The 15,880-nt window shown below is 54.5% G+C and carries 14 protein-coding genes and 1 riboswitch; of the genes, 10 read left to right on the top strand and 4 right to left on the bottom strand.

Annotation, left to right across the window (positions count from 1 at the left end):
- Window positions 1–9 precede the first annotated feature (9 nt).
- Entirely contained in the window at window positions 10–627 is a 618-nt protein-coding gene (locus tag IZU99_02400) for a manganese efflux pump (protein UOO38129.1), read from the top strand.
- Window positions 628–694: 67 nt separating this feature from the next.
- On the opposite strand, the gene IZU99_02395 is transcribed toward IZU99_02400, so the two are convergent.
- On the bottom strand, window positions 695–1,945 hold the full coding sequence (locus IZU99_02395; protein UOO38128.1) for an Nramp family divalent metal transporter: 1,251 nt from the start codon (window positions 1,943–1,945) through the stop codon (window positions 695–697).
- Between the two features lie 12 nt (window positions 1,946–1,957).
- Window positions 1,958–3,208 (bottom strand): magnesium transporter, encoded by a 1,251-nt coding sequence (locus IZU99_02390; GenBank protein ID UOO38127.1) that lies wholly within the window; start codon window positions 3,206–3,208, stop codon window positions 1,958–1,960.
- Window positions 3,209–3,773: 565 nt separating this feature from the next.
- Window positions 3,774–3,972, top strand: a riboswitch (cobalamin riboswitch).
- 108 nt (window positions 3,973–4,080) lie between these two features.
- Between IZU99_02390 and IZU99_02385 the strand changes: the two genes are divergently transcribed.
- The 6 genes from IZU99_02385 to IZU99_02360 all read left to right on the top strand — a co-directional run bounded on the left by IZU99_02385 (window position 4,081) and on the right by IZU99_02360 (window position 10,915).
- Window positions 4,081–5,436 (top strand): cobyrinate a,c-diamide synthase, encoded by a 1,356-nt coding sequence (locus IZU99_02385; GenBank protein ID UOO38720.1) that lies wholly within the window; start codon window positions 4,081–4,083, stop codon window positions 5,434–5,436.
- Window positions 5,433–6,398 carry a cobalamin biosynthesis protein CobD gene (gene cobD, locus IZU99_02380; GenBank protein UOO38126.1) on the top strand — a complete coding sequence of 322 codons (966 nt, stop codon included), beginning with the start codon at window positions 5,433–5,435 and terminating at the stop codon, window positions 6,396–6,398. Before IZU99_02385 ends, cobD begins: the two co-directional genes overlap by 4 nt.
- On the top strand, window positions 6,389–7,456 hold the full coding sequence (locus IZU99_02375) for an aminotransferase class I/II-fold pyridoxal phosphate-dependent enzyme (protein UOO38125.1): 1,068 nt from the start codon (window positions 6,389–6,391) through the stop codon (window positions 7,454–7,456). Before cobD ends, IZU99_02375 begins: the two co-directional genes overlap by 10 nt.
- Before the next feature lie 19 nt (window positions 7,457–7,475).
- Complete coding sequence (locus IZU99_02370; protein UOO38124.1) at window positions 7,476–8,966, top strand: cobyric acid synthase; 1,491 nt, start codon at window positions 7,476–7,478, stop codon at window positions 8,964–8,966.
- Between the two features lie 137 nt (window positions 8,967–9,103).
- The gene (gene msrB / locus IZU99_02365; GenBank protein UOO38123.1) at window positions 9,104–10,060 is read left to right on the top strand and encodes a peptide-methionine (R)-S-oxide reductase MsrB; all 957 of its coding nucleotides are present in this window, start codon (window positions 9,104–9,106) and stop codon (window positions 10,058–10,060) included.
- Between the two features lie 231 nt (window positions 10,061–10,291).
- Window positions 10,292–10,915: a C40 family peptidase gene (locus IZU99_02360; protein UOO38122.1), complete on the top strand. Its 624-nt coding sequence runs from the start codon at window positions 10,292–10,294 to the stop codon at window positions 10,913–10,915.
- A gap of 79 nt (window positions 10,916–10,994) precedes the next feature.
- Here the strand turns inward: IZU99_02360 and IZU99_02355 are convergent, their stop codons facing one another.
- Both IZU99_02355 and IZU99_02350 read right to left on the bottom strand, forming a co-directional pair.
- Window positions 10,995–12,956 carry an NAD(+) synthase gene (locus IZU99_02355; protein ID UOO38121.1) on the bottom strand — a complete coding sequence of 654 codons (1,962 nt, stop codon included), beginning with the start codon at window positions 12,954–12,956 and terminating at the stop codon, window positions 10,995–10,997.
- A gap of 30 nt (window positions 12,957–12,986) precedes the next feature.
- On the bottom strand, window positions 12,987–14,105 hold the full coding sequence (locus IZU99_02350) for a M20/M25/M40 family metallo-hydrolase (protein UOO38120.1): 1,119 nt from the start codon (window positions 14,103–14,105) through the stop codon (window positions 12,987–12,989).
- 109 nt (window positions 14,106–14,214) lie between these two features.
- On the opposite strand from IZU99_02350, the gene IZU99_02345 reads away from it, so the two are divergent.
- The 3 genes from IZU99_02345 (at window position 14,215) to IZU99_02335 (ending at window position 15,849) form a co-directional block, all read left to right on the top strand.
- Complete coding sequence (locus tag IZU99_02345; GenBank protein ID UOO38119.1) at window positions 14,215–14,595, top strand: reactive intermediate/imine deaminase; 381 nt, start codon at window positions 14,215–14,217, stop codon at window positions 14,593–14,595.
- A gap of 42 nt (window positions 14,596–14,637) precedes the next feature.
- Window positions 14,638–15,486: a pyridoxamine kinase gene (locus tag IZU99_02340; GenBank protein ID UOO38118.1), complete on the top strand. Its 849-nt coding sequence runs from the start codon at window positions 14,638–14,640 to the stop codon at window positions 15,484–15,486.
- A 126-nt stretch (window positions 15,487–15,612) separates the two neighbouring features.
- The gene (locus IZU99_02335; GenBank protein UOO38117.1) at window positions 15,613–15,849 is read left to right on the top strand and encodes a hypothetical protein; all 237 of its coding nucleotides are present in this window, start codon (window positions 15,613–15,615) and stop codon (window positions 15,847–15,849) included.
- Window positions 15,850–15,880 lie beyond the last annotated feature (31 nt).

The following is a 15,880-nucleotide window of genomic DNA, read 5'->3' as shown; positions in this document are numbered from 1 at the left end:
TGTCTTGATATGTTTCAAATATTGCTGGTGTCGGCGCTCTGTCTTGACGCGTTCTCAGCCAGCTTTGCCTACGGCGTGAGCCGGACAAAAATTCCCCCGGCGGCCGTCATCGTCATCAGTGTCGTATGTACGGGTATCCTCGCCGCCTCAGCGGGGCTGGGCGGGGCCGCAAAAAGCATTATTCCGCCAGCCGTCGGGACGATTGTTTCCTTTGCCCTTCTGCTCATCATCGGCCTTGTCAAATGCTTTGAATTTTCTCTCAAGCGCTTCATTGCCAAAAAAAGCGAAAACAGGCTCAACATGAAGCTCTTTGACCTCCATATCGTCCTGACCGTGTATGCCGACACCGACAAAGCCGATCTGGATAACTCCAAAACGCTCTCCGTCCGGGAGTCTTTTTATCTGGCACTGGCCTTGTCGCTGGACGGTTTCGCCGCGGGCTTTGGCTGGGGCCTTGCACATGCCGGCAGCCTGACGCTCATCGTCCTCTCGCTTTTATCCAACCTGCTCGCCGTCACGCTCGGCTGTCTCCTTGGGAGGCTCCTAACGAACATGACAAAGCTTGATCTGTCATGGGTCGGTGGTGTCCTCCTCATTGTTTTGGCCGTTTCAAAGCTTCTGTTTTAAGACCTTGGAAAAAGGGGCAGCCACGGACATCAAATCCGGGGCTGCCCTTATCATTTTGTTGAATCCGCTAAAACATGGTGACGACGAGTGAGGCCGTCAGACCGATTAAAATGACTATCGTCGCCCAGGCGATGAGATTCGTCAGCGGTTTGTTGACGTATGGCCCCATGACCTCTTTTTTATTGATGATCAGTACCATGCAGATAAGGACGATTGGCAGCATGATACCGTTAATGCGCTGAGACCAGAGCGATATCTGAATCAGCGGCGCGTTTGGAATCAGAATCATACCGGCCGACAGCGCGATGATGCCGGTATACAGCCAGTAAAACTGCGGTGCCTCTTCCCACGTTTTGTCGATTCCCGCTTCATAACCAAATGCCTCACAGACGTAAAAGGAGACGGAAACAGGCAGGATGACAGCGGCAAAAATTGAAGCCACAAAAAGGCCGAACGCAAAGACCTGTGATGCCAAAGCGCCCGCAACAGGGGTGAGCGCCGCCGCCGCGTCAACCGCGTTTGCAATCACAACGCCCTTAACATGAAGCGTCGAGGCGCAGGAGACGATGATGAAGAACGCAACAATGATGGTACAGAGGCAGCCGATCAAAACATCGAGCTTTGACCATTTCAGGTCCTTGACGCGCAGCTGTTTTTCAATAACGGACGACTGCATGTAAAACTGCATCCATGGCGCGATCGTCGTGCCGACGAGGCCGATGATGGTGGCGATGTAAGAAAAATTGGATTCGACTTCCGGCTTAATAATGGATTGGCCGATAGCGCCCCAGTCCGGCTTGCCGAGTAGCGCCGCAGCGACATAGATAAACAGCGCTAAACAAAAAATCAGAAAAATCTTTTCGGCAATCCGATACGTTCCTTTGACGACGATAAACCATACGCCGGCGGCAACGAGCGGAACGGAGATATACTTGCTGACACCGAAAATCTCCATGCTCCCGGCGACACCGGTAAACTCCGTCATGGTGTTCATGATATCGGCACCGAGCAAAAAAATAACGATGAAAAAGGTGATCTTTACGCCGGTGTTCTCCCGGATTAAGTCGGCCAAGCCCTTGCCTGTCACAATCCCCATCCGCGCGTTCATCTCCTGCGTAACAAACAGGACAATAAACGCGGGAATCAGTGTCCAGATGAGCTTATAGCCATACAGCGCCCCGGCAACAGAATACGTCGTAATGCCGCCGACGTCGTTGTCCACACTGCCCGTAATAATCCCGGGCCCAATAATGGCAAGGAAGAAGGCAACGTTTCTCCAGAACTTCTTCTTTTTAACACTGCTGATAAAAGCCGTCATAACGCCTCTCCCTTAAACCTTTCTTTTTCTGGCTCTGAGGAGATTGTAAACGATGTCATCAATGACGACCATGCCTAAAAGCACCATGTCCTTGTCAACGACGGGGACGGCAAGCAGATTGTATTTGGAGATGATTTCGCCGATCGATTCAATATCGTCCGTGTCGCGGACGAAGATCATCTTCGTGTTCATAATTTCATCGATGATCGTCTCCGCCTCGGAGACAACGAGGTCACGGAGCGATACCGTCGCCGTCAGCTTCTCGCTCTCGTCAACGATATACAGATAGTAGATGGAGCTGGGCTCCGGCTTGAGGCGGCGCAGCTCTCCAATAACCTCGCCGACGGTCATGCTCACCTTGTAGGCAATGAAATCGGTCGTCATCACGCTGCCGACCTCATAGTCCTCATATTCCATGAGCTCGCGGACTTCCTCGGACGCCTCGCTTTCCATCTCGGACAAAAGCTCTTCGGCTTTCTCTTCGCCCATCTCTTCAAGAATGTCGGCAACCTCATCGGCCGGCATCATTTCCAAGAGGTCCGCGGCTTTTTCGACAGGCAGACTCTCCAAAACGGTAATCTGCGCTTCCATTTCGAGCTCCTCAAGAACATCGGCGGCCTTTTCGTCATCAAATGATGAGAAAACCTCCGTCTGCATCTTGATGTCCATATCCTCCAGGATATCGGCAAGGTCGGAGACGTGCAGCGTCTCCAGCTTGGAGTACGCCTTGCTCAGCTTGATGCCCGCGTGCCCGATATCAACAGTCTCAACGGCATCCCACAAAACAAGCTTACCGGGCATTGACGCGTTAAAGAGCCTCAAGAGCGCTTTAAGCGGCTTGGCTACACCCAGCCGCCGCATGAGCCCCTCAAAGCCGACATCAACGGCAACAAGAAACGTCCCGCTCGACATGACGGCCAGCCGCAGGTCATTGACGCGGACAAGCTTGCGGCCGTTAATATCAACGAGCTGGCGGTCAAGCACATATTTTTTCAGTAAGAGTGTGTTTTCCGGCAGGCTGGGCAGCGTTACAAGCTCGCGGCACCGGAAAACAAATTGTCCCCGCTCCTCGGTAACCGTAAACGTCGCGGAATCGACGAGCATCTCCCGCCCGCCGCTTTTGATGACGAGCAAAACAACCTGCGGCACCGCCGAAGATACATCAACGGCGATATCGGCAAGTGTCCCGATGACGGCGTCGTTCCCTGTCCGGACTTTTTTGCCGAGCACGCGGCTCAAATAAAAGATTGTCTCTTTAAACATAAAAAATCCCTCCGTATGGTCACGGAAGGATTTTTGACATGTGGACAAAATCTAATCCTCGTTACGGAGAATCAGACAAAATTCCTTCCGTGTTCAATTCAAAAGTCTTACTTCGATTGCCAGGGTCTGCGTCCATTTGAAAAAAGCCTCCTGAATATCAGAATATGAGCAATACAAAACCTTCGCCACGACGAACGGGCGAAGGCCTATTTCCTTCCGGCACCCGTTCAAGCTTTAGCTCCGCAAGGCGGTGAAATTGCATTAGGTTATGCCTTAAATGTCGACAAATCCTGTTGACCGGCTCAGGTTGTCTCCAACCTTTCGCGGCAGCAATCCATATCCTTGTGGTAGCCTCACCTACCGAGATTTCTGTTAACTTCATTTTCAACTATAGCACTTACGATTTTGTTTTCAAGATTAATTTATAATATTACTGATAATCTTTGTTGTTAACAAATCACCCCCCTAATTGTCGCCATTTTTTATGCATTTTCGATAAATTCCGAAGGCGGCTTGCCCCCACTTGACAAAACAGCGAAATCCCAGTAGGATGAACACATTAACTCAATAGCTCAAGTCGCTGCGTTTTAACCGCTTTAGCGGTTATTGGAAGTCGGGTGTAAGTCCCGCGCGGAGCCGCCGCTGTAAGAGTACCAGCTTTATTTCATGAGGGCTTGCCCTTGGTCACTGTGATTTTTCATGGGAAGGCGAAATAAGGCCATGACGCTCAAGCCAGAATACAGGCGCTGCGATTTTAGTCACAGGCTGACGGGACTTCGGCCGGTGTGGTAAAGCATGCTTTGCTTTTTCACGCCTCTCCGTCCCGGAGAGGTTTTTTATTGCGGGAAACGAGGGGACGCACGATGACGCCAATTCCGAGAATTTTAATTGCCGCGCCGGCAAGCGGGACCGGGAAAACAACCGTGACACTGGCGCTTTTATCGGCGCTTCGGAAGCGCGGGGCAAACCCCGTCAGCTTCAAATGCGGGCCGGATTATATCGACCCGATGTTCCATCGCGCCGTCCTGGGTATTCCAAGCTATAACCTCGATTTGTTCTTCACGCCGGAAGACGTTGTACGCGGTCTCCTCTGTCAGCACGCCGCCGGTCATACGGCTGTCATCGAGGGCGTCATGGGCTATTATGACGGCTCCGGCAACACAACGGCGGCCAGCAGCTACGCGGTTGCGGCTGTGACCGAGACACCCGTTATTCTTGTTGTCTCCGCCCATGGGGCGTATCTCTCCCTCGCCGCGACGATTAACGGTTTTAAGAACTTCCGGCCGGACAGCCGCATTGCCGGGGTTATTTTGAATGAGTGTTCAAAATCACTTTTTGACATGGTGAAAGACTTGCTGACGGCGGAGACCGGCCTGCCAATCCTAGGGTATTTTGAGCGATTGCCGGACTGCGCCATCGAAAGCCGCCATCTCGGGCTTGTCACGGCGGCGGAAATTGAAAACCTGCATTTAAAGCTTGACCGCCTCGGCGAGGCAGCGGAAAAATGCGTCGACCTTGACGCCTTGCTTGCGCTGGCATCCTCGGCGCCCCCGCTTCAGGGCAGCCTGCCCGGTGTTCTGCCCGCTCTTGCGAAAAAACCCCGTATTGCGGTAGCACAGGATGATGCCTTCTGCTTTTACTATGCCGACAATCTTGACCTCCTCACGCACTTCGGTGCCGAGCTCGTCCCTTTCAGCCCACTTCGCGATGCAGCGCTGCCCAAGGATATCGGCGCACTCTACCTCGGCGGCGGCTATCCGGAGCTTTATGCCGATGTGCTCAGTGAAAACACGTCGATGCGCCGCGCCATCTTTGACGCCGTATCGTCCGGCCTGCCGACATTAGCCGAATGCGGCGGCTATCTTTATCTGCATGACACGCTGGAGGACAGTGCCGGGAAAACCTATCCCATGGCAGGCGTTTTAAGCGGTCACGGCTTCAAAACACCGCGTCTGCAGCGTTTTGGATATATCCGCCTTACGGCTGATTGTGACACTATTTTGTGTAAAACCGGCGAGACGATTCCCGCGCATGAATTTCATTACTGGGATTCAACCATCACCGACGGCATGTGTACGGCACGGCGCACCAACGGGAGCACCTGGTCGTGCGTTGCAAAGCATCCAACGCTGTTTGCTGGCTTTCCGCATCTTTATTTCTACGGCAATCCCGCCTTCGCCGAAAATTTTGTTCAAGCGGCGGCCGCTTATTCGGAGGCCCGTCTATGATCCTGTCACTTTTTGCCCTCCTCATCGGCTTCTTGCTGGACCTCATCATTGGCGATCCGATTGGATGGCCGCACATCGTTCTGGCTTACGGCAAGCTGATCCCTTTTTTTGAACGCCTCTTGCGGCGTCTCTTTCCAAAAACGCCGTCTGGTGAGCTGTCCGCCGGTATTTTTCTCGTTTTCTGCATGAGCGTTGTCTCTCTCGGCGCGGGTATTGGCCTGCTCGTCGTGTGTCAGATGATCTCGACTTATTTACGCGTTGTTGTCGAAAGCATCCTTGTCTGGCAGTGCCTGTCCACGCGCTCCCTGCGCGTCGCCAGCCTCGAGGTGTTCAACCCACTCCGTCGTGGTGATTTGGCGGCGGCGCGCGCTGCCGTTGCCGAAATCGTGGGGCGCGATACGGCGGGCTTAGACGCGGGCGGCGTGACGCGTGCCACCGTCGAAACGGTTGCCGAAAACACGGCTGACGGCGTCGTCGCGCCGCTTTTATTCATGGCCGTCGGCGGGGCGCCGCTTGGGCTTTTCTATAAAGCCCTCAATACCATGGACAGCATGGTCGGCTATCAAAACGACATGTATCTCTATTTCGGCCGCGCAGCCGCCAAGGTGGACGACGCCGTCAATTTTATCCCGGCGCGCATCGCCGGTGTTATGATGGTTCTGGCGGCGTTTTTCGTCCGGCTGGACGTGAAAGGCGCATGGCAAATTTTCCGGCGTGACCGGAAAAACCACAAAAGCCCCAATTCGGCGCATACAGAGGCCGCCTGTGCCGGTGCCCTCGGCGTTCGTTTGGGTGGCGATAATTTTTACTTCGGCGCTCTTGTCCATAAACCGACGATTGGGGACAATAAACGGCCGATCGAACCGGACGATATTGTGCGCACTAACCGTCTCCTCCTTGCCACGGCGGTCTTGTGCCTTGTTCTGTGCCTTTTGGTGAAGGGAGTGCTGATATGGCTTTGATCCACGGGGGCGATACCGAAGGGTATTTCGAGGCTTACGGCAAAGCGCCTTTAGACTTTTCCGCTAACTGCAATCCGCTCGGCATACCGGTCGGCGTTGCCAAGGCCATTGCCGCCGCTGCCACGCAGGCCGATAAGTATCCAGACCCGCTCTGCCGCCAGCTGTGCGCGGCAATTTCGGAGAAACTCGGCCTCCCGCCGTCATATGTCCTTTGCGGCAACGGGGCTGCTGACCTCATATTCCGCCTCGCGCTGGCGAAAAGGCCGAAAACAGCCCTCGTCACGGCGCCGACGTTTGCCGAGTACGAGCTGGCCTTAAAGACGACCGGCTGCGCTGTTGGGCACTATTTTCTCGAAGAATCAGCCGGTTTTCGGCTTGACGCATCCATTATTGACCGTATCACCCCGGCGCTTGACATCCTGTTTATTTGTAACCCCAACAACCCGACGGGGCTGACCGTTGCACCCGCGCTGCTTCAGGAATTGTTGGACACCACCCACCAAACCGGGACGCTCCTCGTCGTTGACGAGTGCTTCAACGGCTTTTTAGACGCGCCGGAAGACCGTTCTCTCAAGCGCAGACTTAAGGATTATGACAACCTGTTAATCCTAGACGCCTTCACAAAGCTCTATGGTATGGCCGGCGTCCGCCTTGGTTACTGCCTTTCATCAAATGCTAATCTTCTTGATGCGATAAGGGATGCGGGTCAGCCCTGGTCCGTCTCGTCCCTCGCGCAGGCGGCTGGTATTGCCGCGCTCCAGGAATTCAATTATGTTAACACAGCGCGCGCGCTTATTCAAACCGAGCGCGCCGATCTGACGGCGGCCTTGACAGCGCTCGGCCTGCGCGTTTTCGGCGGTGAGGCCAACTATATTTTCTTTCATGCGCCGATCCCCACTCTTGGTGCGCTTCTCCGGCAACGCGGTATACTCATCCGCGACTGCGGCAATTATGCAGGTCTCGCGGCGGGTTTCTGGCGCGTTGCCGTTCGGACGCATTCTGAAAACGAGCAGCTTATCGGCGCGCTTGGCGACGTCTTGAAAGAAGCGAAAAAATAAACAGTCAGGAGCTAAACAAATGGCCAAACCAATCATGATTCAGGGTACGGCGTCAAGTGCAGGCAAAAGTCTCATTTGCGCTGGTCTCTGCCGCGTCTTCGCGCAGGACGGGTACAGCGTCGCACCATTTAAAAGCCAGAATATGGCGCTTAACAGCTTTATCACAAACGAAGGTCTTGAGATGGGACGGGCGCAGGTTATGCAGGCCGAGGCAGCTAGAATCGAGCCTTCCGTCTTGATGAATCCTGTGCTGCTTAAGCCGACGAGTGACAAGGGCAGCCAGGTCATCGTGAGCGGCGAAGTCGTCGGCACCTTGACGGCCGGGAATTATTACGATTACAAAAGCCGCCTGCGGCCGATCATCACAGACGCTTATGAAACACTTGCCTCGCAGCATGACATCATCGTCATCGAAGGGGCGGGGAGCCCCGCGGAAATTAACCTTAACAAGGATGATTTTGTTAACATGGGCATGGCAAAAATTGCTGACGCCCCCGTTCTCCTCGTGGCCGACATTGACCGCGGCGGCGTCTTCGCCAGCGTTTACGGTACCGTTAAGCTCCTCGAGCCGGACGAGCAGGCTCGTTTTAAAGGCGTTGTCATCAATAAATTCCGGGGCGACGCTGATATTCTCCGCCCTGGCCTTGTAAAGCTTGAAGAGCTCTCTGGCGTCCCCGTTCTCGGCGTCGTGCCATACCTGCGCCTCGACCTTGACGATGAGGACAGCGTCACCGACCGCTTTGACCGGCAGACGACTGGGAAGGCGCTGGACATCGCCGTTATCCGCCTGCCGCGCATCTCGAATTTTACGGATTTCAACGCCCTGTCGCGCTACGAGCCCGTCGGCGTGCGCTTTGTTGACCGCGCCGAGGCGCTCGGCAATCCCGACCTTATTATCCTGCCGGGCACGAAGAATACGATGGGCGACCTCCAGTGGCTGCGCGACGGCGGTCTAGAAGCGGCTATACAAATCCGCGCCAAGGCCGGAACACCCGTTATCGGCATCTGCGGCGGCTATCAGATGCTCGGCGAAACGCTCAGCGACCCGGACTGCGTTGAAGAAGGCGGCCACATGGCGGGCATGGCGCTCTTACCGGTTAACACCGTCTTTGAAACACAAAAGGTCCGCACCCGAGTCACAGCCGGTGCCAGTACGTTGCCTGGCGTTTTTCACGCGCTGTCAGGCGCCGCCATCTCCGGCTATGAGATTCACATGGGCCGGACGGTGCTGGGCGCGGGAGCCGTCCCGTTTTCATCCCTATCAGACGGTCAGCCGGACGGTGCCGTTTGCGGCAACGTCCTTGGCAGCTATCTGCATGGGCTTTTTGACGGCGCTTTAGGAGCCGCCATCGTGACAATGCTTCTTCGAAAAAAAGGCCTTCCCGAGAATTTTGAAGCCGTTTCTGATTTTGACGTGTATAAAGACCGGCAGTATGACGCGCTTGCCGAGGCCCTCCGGTCAAGTCTTGATTTCAGCCAGATTTATGAGATTATGGGTATGTCGCGCTGACTTTCATTCTGCCGATTCGCCAAAACAATCACATCCCGCGGCGACAAGCCGCGGGATGTTTTCGCTTCTATCCTCAGAGTGATGCGCACGGTGTTTTGTGATATACTATGGCTAAATAGCAGAAAGGATTGATGATGATGGCGGAAATTTATATGGCGGGCGGCTGCTTCTGGGGCGCGGAGAAATACCTCTCCGTTGTCCGCGGTGTTTTGGAAACAGCGGTCGGTTACGCCAACGGTCAAACAGCCTGTCCAACGTACGAGGACGTCTGTTATAAAAACACGGGTCACGCTGAGACGGTGCGCGTTGTTTACGACCCCGCCGTTTTGCCGCTCGATTTTCTGCTCTCGCTTTTTTACGGCGCGATTGAACCGACGGCGGTCAATCGCCAGGGTAACGACCGCGGCGTCCAGTACAGAACGGGCATTTATTACACCGACGGGGCGGACCTGCCTATCATTACCCGTTCGATTGCCGACCTGCAGAAAACGCTCGAAGAGGCGGTTGCCATCGAAATTGCACCGCTTGATAACTTTTATCCTGCCGAGGAATACCATCAGAAATATCTTGATAAGAACCCCACCGGGTATTGCCATATCGGCTGGGACAAAATTAAAACCGCCGCCGCGGCACGCGTCAATCCGGGGCTTTACGCCCGCCCTGATCCAGACGGTTTGCGCGCCACGCTTACCCCGCAGCAGTTCGATGTCACACAGCGCGGCGCGACGGAGGCGCCTTTTCAAAATGAATTTTGGAACACGGACAAGCCCGGCATTTACGTCGATGTGACGACGGGCGAGCCGCTTTTTTCCTCAAAGGATAAATTCCAGTCTGGCTGCGGCTGGCCGAGCTTTTCAAGGCCGGTCGACCCGGCTGTCGTCCGCGAAAAAAGTGACCTGTCGCACGGCATGACGCGAACGGAAGTCCGCAGCCGTGCGGGGGATGCCCACCTCGGCCATGTCTTTGACGACGGCCCGAAGGATCAAGGCGGCCTGCGCTACTGCATCAACAGCGCCGCGCTTCGTTTTATCCCAAAAGATGAGATGGAACGCGCGGGATACGGCTCCCTCTTTGGCCTCTTTGAGCAAAAATAGTTTTCATGTTCATCAATATTAAGCCGGTGCCACGGCAGACTTCGGTCATCCGCGGCGCCGGTTTTTCTTAAGATGCGGGCTTTTTTGCATCTTTTTTTAAGTTTTTTGGTTTAATATTCCTCCAAAGGAAACATAATATTGACAATCAGGAAACAAATTGTTACAATATGCATATCTTGTTAACAGTTTTGTCTCTAATCAACGCTATCAGAAAAGGATTATTCGCAGTATATGATATTAAAAAAGATTCAATTGTCCATATTCCTCATCATCATCGTCGCCGTCTTAATGAATACAAACGTCCTGGCGGCAGATCTCCCCTTTAACACCGGAAATTCGGGCAGTCCAATATTCCAGTCACAGACATCAGTCATGACCCCGGGGCTGACGATTGAGGCGCTCGACAGCACGACGGATACCGCCGCTGCAGTACAAGCCGGTACAGCGGCCAGTGACGAGGCAGCCGTCGCCCCTGAAATTACGACGGCCGATGAGCTGGTTGAATATGCGCTCGGCTATGTCGGCTACGATTACGTTTACGGCGGCTCATCCCCTTCCCGTGGCTTTGATTGCTCCGGGTTCACGACGTATATCTATAAGCAGTTTGGCTACACGATATCAAGGACGGCCTCGCAGCAGTACAGAAACAACGGTGAAAGCATTGCCAAAACTGACATTAAGCCGGGCGATCTGCTCTTTTTCCATACCTTTGGCAGCGGGATCTCACACGTCGGTATTTATATTGGCAACGGTCAATTTGTTCACGCTGCCAATTCAAGAACGGGCGTTATCATCAGCACTTTAGACGCCGGTTATTGGTGCCGTGCCTGGGTCGCCGCAAAGCGCATGGTCTAAGAATTGCATAACAAATAAGAAACACGGAGGATGCGTCGGCATCCCCCGTGTTCTTTTCATCGTTGATTCGACCGGCACGTTACCCCTCAACAATGCCGAGCGCGAGCGCAGCGTCACGCAACGCCTCGCGCCACAGCGTGCTGCCGGCGTCGCTCGGCATGCGCCAATCACCGCGGGGGGAAAGACATACAGATCCGACCTTGACGCCGTCCGGCAGGCAAGAGCGCTTGAATTGCTGCGAAAAAAAGCGACAATAAAACGTCTCAAGCCATTTGAGGATAACAGGCGGCGTATAATCACCATCAAACGCCAGCGTCGCGAGCTTTAATATTTTCGCCGGGGCAAAGCCATTGCGGAGCATGTGGAACAGGAAAAAGTCATGCAGCTCATATGGGCCGATAACGTCCTCCGTCTTCTGGGCGATCTGCCCGTTATCATCGGCCGGGAGGAGCTCAGGGCTTATCGGTGTATCGAGAATATCCGCCAGCGCGTGGGCTACCATTTTATTCGGTGTTGTCTCAGCGTACCAGGACACAAGATGGCGTACGAGTGATTTCGGCACCCCGGCATTCACACCGTAATGGCTCATATGGTCGCCGTTATAGGTGCACCAGCCAAGCGCCAGCTCGGACAGGTCGCCCGTCCCGACGACGAGGCCGCCCACCTGATTGGCAGCGTCCATCAGAATCTGTGTGCGCTCTCTGGCTTGCACGTTTTCAAAGGTAACGTCGTGCACTGATGTATCATGCCCGATATCGCGCAAGTGAATAAGGCTTGCCTCTTTAATAGAGATTTCCCGTGGCGTTATGCCAAGCTCCCGCATCAGTAACAGCGCGTTTTGATACGTCCTGTCCGTTGTGCCGAGGCCTGGCATCGTAATGCCGACAATGGCTGTCATCGGCAGCCCAAGCGCTGTGACGGCCTCGGCCGTCACAAGAAGGGCCAGCGTTGAGTCCAGCCCGCCGGACAGGCCGATGATGGCCTTCTGAATGCCGGTTTTCCGCAGGCGCTCGGCAAGCCCTGTTGACTGGAGCTTAAAAATCTCGCGGCAGCGCCCGAATTTCTCCGTTTGATCGCGGGGAATGAAGGGGTGCTTGTCCACCTGAAAACTCGCCGTCACGTCGCGAACGCCGCGGAAGGCAAAGTCAATAATACGGCAGGCTCTTGTTGCCGTGCCACCCATATAGCTGTTGAACTTCCGCCGATCATTCATCAGCTTTTCAATGTCAATATCGGCAAAGATATACGATGAATCGGCAGCGTACGACGTCTCGCGGAGGATGCTGTCGCTCGCGGCAAGCATGGCGTGGCCGCTGAAGACGACGTCTGTCGTTGATTCCCCCAACCCGGCTGAGGAAAAGGCATACCCTGTATAGCAGCGCGCCGCCTGCTGGCGGACGAGCTCGCGACGGTAATCGGATTTCGTCACCGTCTCGTTGCTCGCCGAAAGATTTAAAATCAGATTCGCACCGCCGACGGCAAGATGCGCACTCGGTGGAATCGGGGCCCATAAATCCTCACAGATCTCCGCGCCGACGCAAAGCTCGGCATCCCTGCATTGAAACAGAAGATCTTCCCCAAACGGCACATCGTAGCCGTTTAGTTTAACCGTTTCGCTGCGCCGTGCGTGGCTGGGGGCAAACCAGCGCTTTTCGTAAAACTCATTATAATTGGGGATAAACGTCTTGGGGACAACGCCAAGGATGCGCCCGGCGAGGATCAAAACAGCGGCGTTAAAAAGCTGGTTATCGGCTTCAATCGGCATGCCGACGGCTGCAAGCAAATCGCAGTCGGCCGTCTCCTGAAGCAGTGTCCGCAGCGCGTCACGCGCGCCGGTCAGCAGCTTTTTCTGATGAAACAGATCGGCACATGTGTACCCCGTCAAGCAAAGCTCCGGGAACACCATCACGCGGACGCCGTTGTCCGCTGCCGCGTTGTGCATCAATCGGGCAATTTCACGCCCGTTTGACGCCGGATCCCCGACAAAAACGCGCGGTACGGCCGCCGCCGTTCTAATATATCCGTAATCTTCTAGTATCATGTGTATCCTCCGGCCTTGCCGTCAATGTGTTCAGCGGTCGTCCGTCATCAGGGCCAGCGTCAGCTCGGCAGCCCGTTCAAGTTCTTCCGTCGTCGTAAATTCGTCACAGGCGTGACACCTGTTCATGGCGTTGGCGATAACAAGGCCAATAAGGCCGCTTTGTGCCATCATATTATTATCGCTCCCGCCAAATGTTTTCACAAGTGAAACAGGCAGGCCGAGCGTATTGCAGGCATTTTCAAAACGCTTGACGACCGGGCTGGCAAGCGGTGTTTCATAAGCCACGGAGACTGTTTTTAAATCGAATTCCAGCGCGGCGTGCGCGGCTGAAGCTGAGCGCTCAAACTGCTTTTTGACGAGCTCGGCGTGCCGGCTGGCTTTTTCATGGCATAAGCTGCGAACTTCACCGCGGACGACGCAGTGGTCCGGTACGATGTTCGTTGCCAACCCGCCCTTAATCATCCCAACGTTCAGCGTCGTCTCATCGTCAACACGGCCCATCGGGAGCATGCTGATGGCGTCAGCCGCGACGGCGATGGCGTGAATGCCCTTTTGCGGGGCAAACCCAGCGTGCGACGCCCTGCCGCGGACCGTCGCCGTAAACGACAGGATGGACGGCGCCATATAGGCGGCCGTGCCGACGCGCCCGGCAAGGTCAAGGACATATGCCTCGCGTGAGAGTACTTTTGTAAAATCAAATTCGGCGCTGCCGCGGCAGTAAACCTCTTCGGCTACGGTAAAAAGCACCTCAATCGGCCGATGGCTGAGCTTGTGCTCCGTCAAGACCGTCAGCGCCTCTAAAATAGCGGTTACACCGGCCATATCGTCCGCCCCCAGAACGGTGTTGCCACGGCTGTGGATAACGCCGTCAGCGTCGATAACGGCTTCCTTCCCGCGGGCGGGCTCAACCGTGTCCAGATGCGCACAGAAGAGGAGCGGTTCGAGGTCTAAATCGCCCTCCAGATAACCGTAAATATTCCCGCAGTTGCCGCCTATTTTTTCACCGGCGTCGTCTTCAACGACGACGAGACCAAGCGCCGTCAGCTTTTTTTTAATATAATCGCCCGCCTGCCGCTCGTCATAAGAGGGGCTGTCGATTGCCACGAGATTCGTAAACTCATCGATAATTCTCAGCTGGTTCGTTCTCATACGGTTCTCCCGTTACCTTTTTTCCGTCTCCGGATTATGCTCTCTATTGACAAAAATGATATCATAGATATGGTAAAAATAACAGTGATTTTTTTGAAAGGCTGATTTTATGGATTTGATGGAAATTAAGACGGCAGCGGCCCCGGCGGCCATCGGCCCGTACGCGCAGGCTATCCGCGCCGGCAACATGATTTTTACATCCGGCCAGATTCCGATCGACCCGGCAAGCGGTGCCGTCATCGCGGGTGACGCCGCCGCGCAGGCCGCTCAGGTTCTCATAAATCTGCGCGCCGTCTTGGAAGGCGCGGGTTCGAGTCTCTCAACCGTCGTCAAGACGACGGTTTTTCTGGCCGATATGAATCATTTTGCCGCTGTTAACGCCGTCTATGCCACGTTTTTTAGTGAGCCCTATCCCGCCAGAGCCTGCGTTCAAGTCGCGCGCCTGCCGAAAGACGTCCTCGTCGAGGTCGAGGCTGTCGCCGTTTTATAATGAACTGATGTCACATCAATAAAAAAAACTGATGGAGAGCTTATGCCCAGACAAAAAAGAGTCGCCGCTATTCACGATATTTCCTGCTTCGGCAAGTGCTCGCTGACAGTCGCCCTGCCGATCATCTCCAGCGCCGGGGTTGAGGTCAGCGTCATTCCGACAGCCGTTTTATCGACACACACCGGCGGGTTTACGGACTATACCTATAGGGACTTGACGGATGATATTTTGCCGATTGCGCGCCACTGGCAATCCCTTCACGTGCGGTTTGACGCTGTCTATACCGGTTTTCTCGGCTCGTTTGCTCAATTGGGCATCGTTTCCGACGTGTGCGAGATGCTCAAATCAGCCGGAACGCTGATTGTCGTCGATCCCGTCATGGCAGACAACGGCATGCTTTATGCCGGCTTTTCAGACGATTTCCCAGCCGGCATGCAAACGCTCTGCCGAAAGGCCGACGTGCTCGTGCCAAACATGACGGAAGCCTTTCTTCTATTGGGCGAGCCCTTTACGCCAGGCCCGTACAATGTGTCGATGATCGAGCGTCTGCTCTATGGCCTTGGTGCGCTCGGGCCGAAACACGTTGTGCTGACCGGCGTTTATTTTGACGCGTTAAAGCTTGGCGCGGCTTGCTTTGACACAGCATCCGGGCAGATTGATTATTGCTTTGCCGAGCGGATTGACGGCTTTTATCACGGAACGGGGGACGTCTTCGCCAGTACGTTGACAGCAGGCCTTTTAACTGAGCACAGCCTGGCGTCGGCGGCTCAAATAGCCGTTGATTTCACGGTGGAAAGCATTTCGCGCACAAAAAAAGCCGGTACGGATGTCCGTTTCGGCGTCAATTTTGAAGCGGGTCTTCCCTCCCTCAGCCAGCGTCTTTTGCGATAGGAAGAGCGGGTGTTATTGCAATTATAATGTCAGTTTTCGTTAAATGAATCATGAATTTTCCCGATAAATAGTGTAGGGCATTTTGACAGATTTTAGCTCAGTTATAAGTTTTCGGGAGATGTTTATATGGAGTGCATCAGATTAAGCGCCTGCCCGTTTTATAATGATAAAATGCCGATTGACAGTGGCCTTGGCGCTATATTTAAGAAGAAATACTGCATGGACAGAAGCAATCCTTGCGCGCGCTTTGTCGTCAGTCAGCAGCTTGGACCGGCCGCCGTTCCCGACACGCTCTATCCAGGCATGCTGGATGTGGCGTATCAGATTCTCAAGGAGGCGTCAAAAACGCCCGCCAATGAATAGCTGCGCATTGATTGCGCTGACAGGATGCTTA

The organism is Oscillospiraceae bacterium CM, from assembly GCA_022870705.1.
Lineage (GTDB): Bacteria > Bacillota > Clostridia > Oscillospirales > Oscillospiraceae > Sporobacter.
Note: the sequence above shows the minus strand (reverse complement) of the source record. Positions and strands in the feature narration are given on the sequence as shown.

What these genes read in the sequence shown, in the direction of transcription:
- IZU99_02400 (UOO38129.1), top strand. Translation starts at nt 10, where the DNA reads ATGTTTCAAATATTGCTGGTGTCGGCGCTCTGTCTTGACGCGTTCTCA.
- IZU99_02395 (UOO38128.1), bottom strand. Translation starts at nt 1,945, where the DNA reads ATGACGGCTTTTATCAGCAGTGTTAAAAAGAAGAAGTTCTGGAGAAAC.
- IZU99_02390 (UOO38127.1), bottom strand. Translation starts at nt 3,208, where the DNA reads ATGTTTAAAGAGACAATCTTTTATTTGAGCCGCGTGCTCGGCAAAAAA.
- cobD (UOO38126.1), top strand. Translation starts at nt 5,433, where the DNA reads ATGATCCTGTCACTTTTTGCCCTCCTCATCGGCTTCTTGCTGGACCTC.
- IZU99_02375 (UOO38125.1), top strand. Translation starts at nt 6,389, where the DNA reads ATGGCTTTGATCCACGGGGGCGATACCGAAGGGTATTTCGAGGCTTAC.
- IZU99_02370 (UOO38124.1), top strand. Translation starts at nt 7,476, where the DNA reads ATGGCCAAACCAATCATGATTCAGGGTACGGCGTCAAGTGCAGGCAAA.
- msrB (UOO38123.1), top strand. Translation starts at nt 9,104, where the DNA reads ATGGCGGAAATTTATATGGCGGGCGGCTGCTTCTGGGGCGCGGAGAAA.
- IZU99_02360 (UOO38122.1), top strand. Translation starts at nt 10,292, where the DNA reads ATGATATTAAAAAAGATTCAATTGTCCATATTCCTCATCATCATCGTC.
- IZU99_02355 (UOO38121.1), bottom strand. Translation starts at nt 12,956, where the DNA reads ATGATACTAGAAGATTACGGATATATTAGAACGGCGGCGGCCGTACCG.
- IZU99_02350 (UOO38120.1), bottom strand. Translation starts at nt 14,105, where the DNA reads ATGAGAACGAACCAGCTGAGAATTATCGATGAGTTTACGAATCTCGTG.
- IZU99_02345 (UOO38119.1), top strand. Translation starts at nt 14,215, where the DNA reads ATGGATTTGATGGAAATTAAGACGGCAGCGGCCCCGGCGGCCATCGGC.
- IZU99_02340 (UOO38118.1), top strand. Translation starts at nt 14,638, where the DNA reads ATGCCCAGACAAAAAAGAGTCGCCGCTATTCACGATATTTCCTGCTTC.
- IZU99_02335 (UOO38117.1), top strand. Translation starts at nt 15,613, where the DNA reads ATGGAGTGCATCAGATTAAGCGCCTGCCCGTTTTATAATGATAAAATG.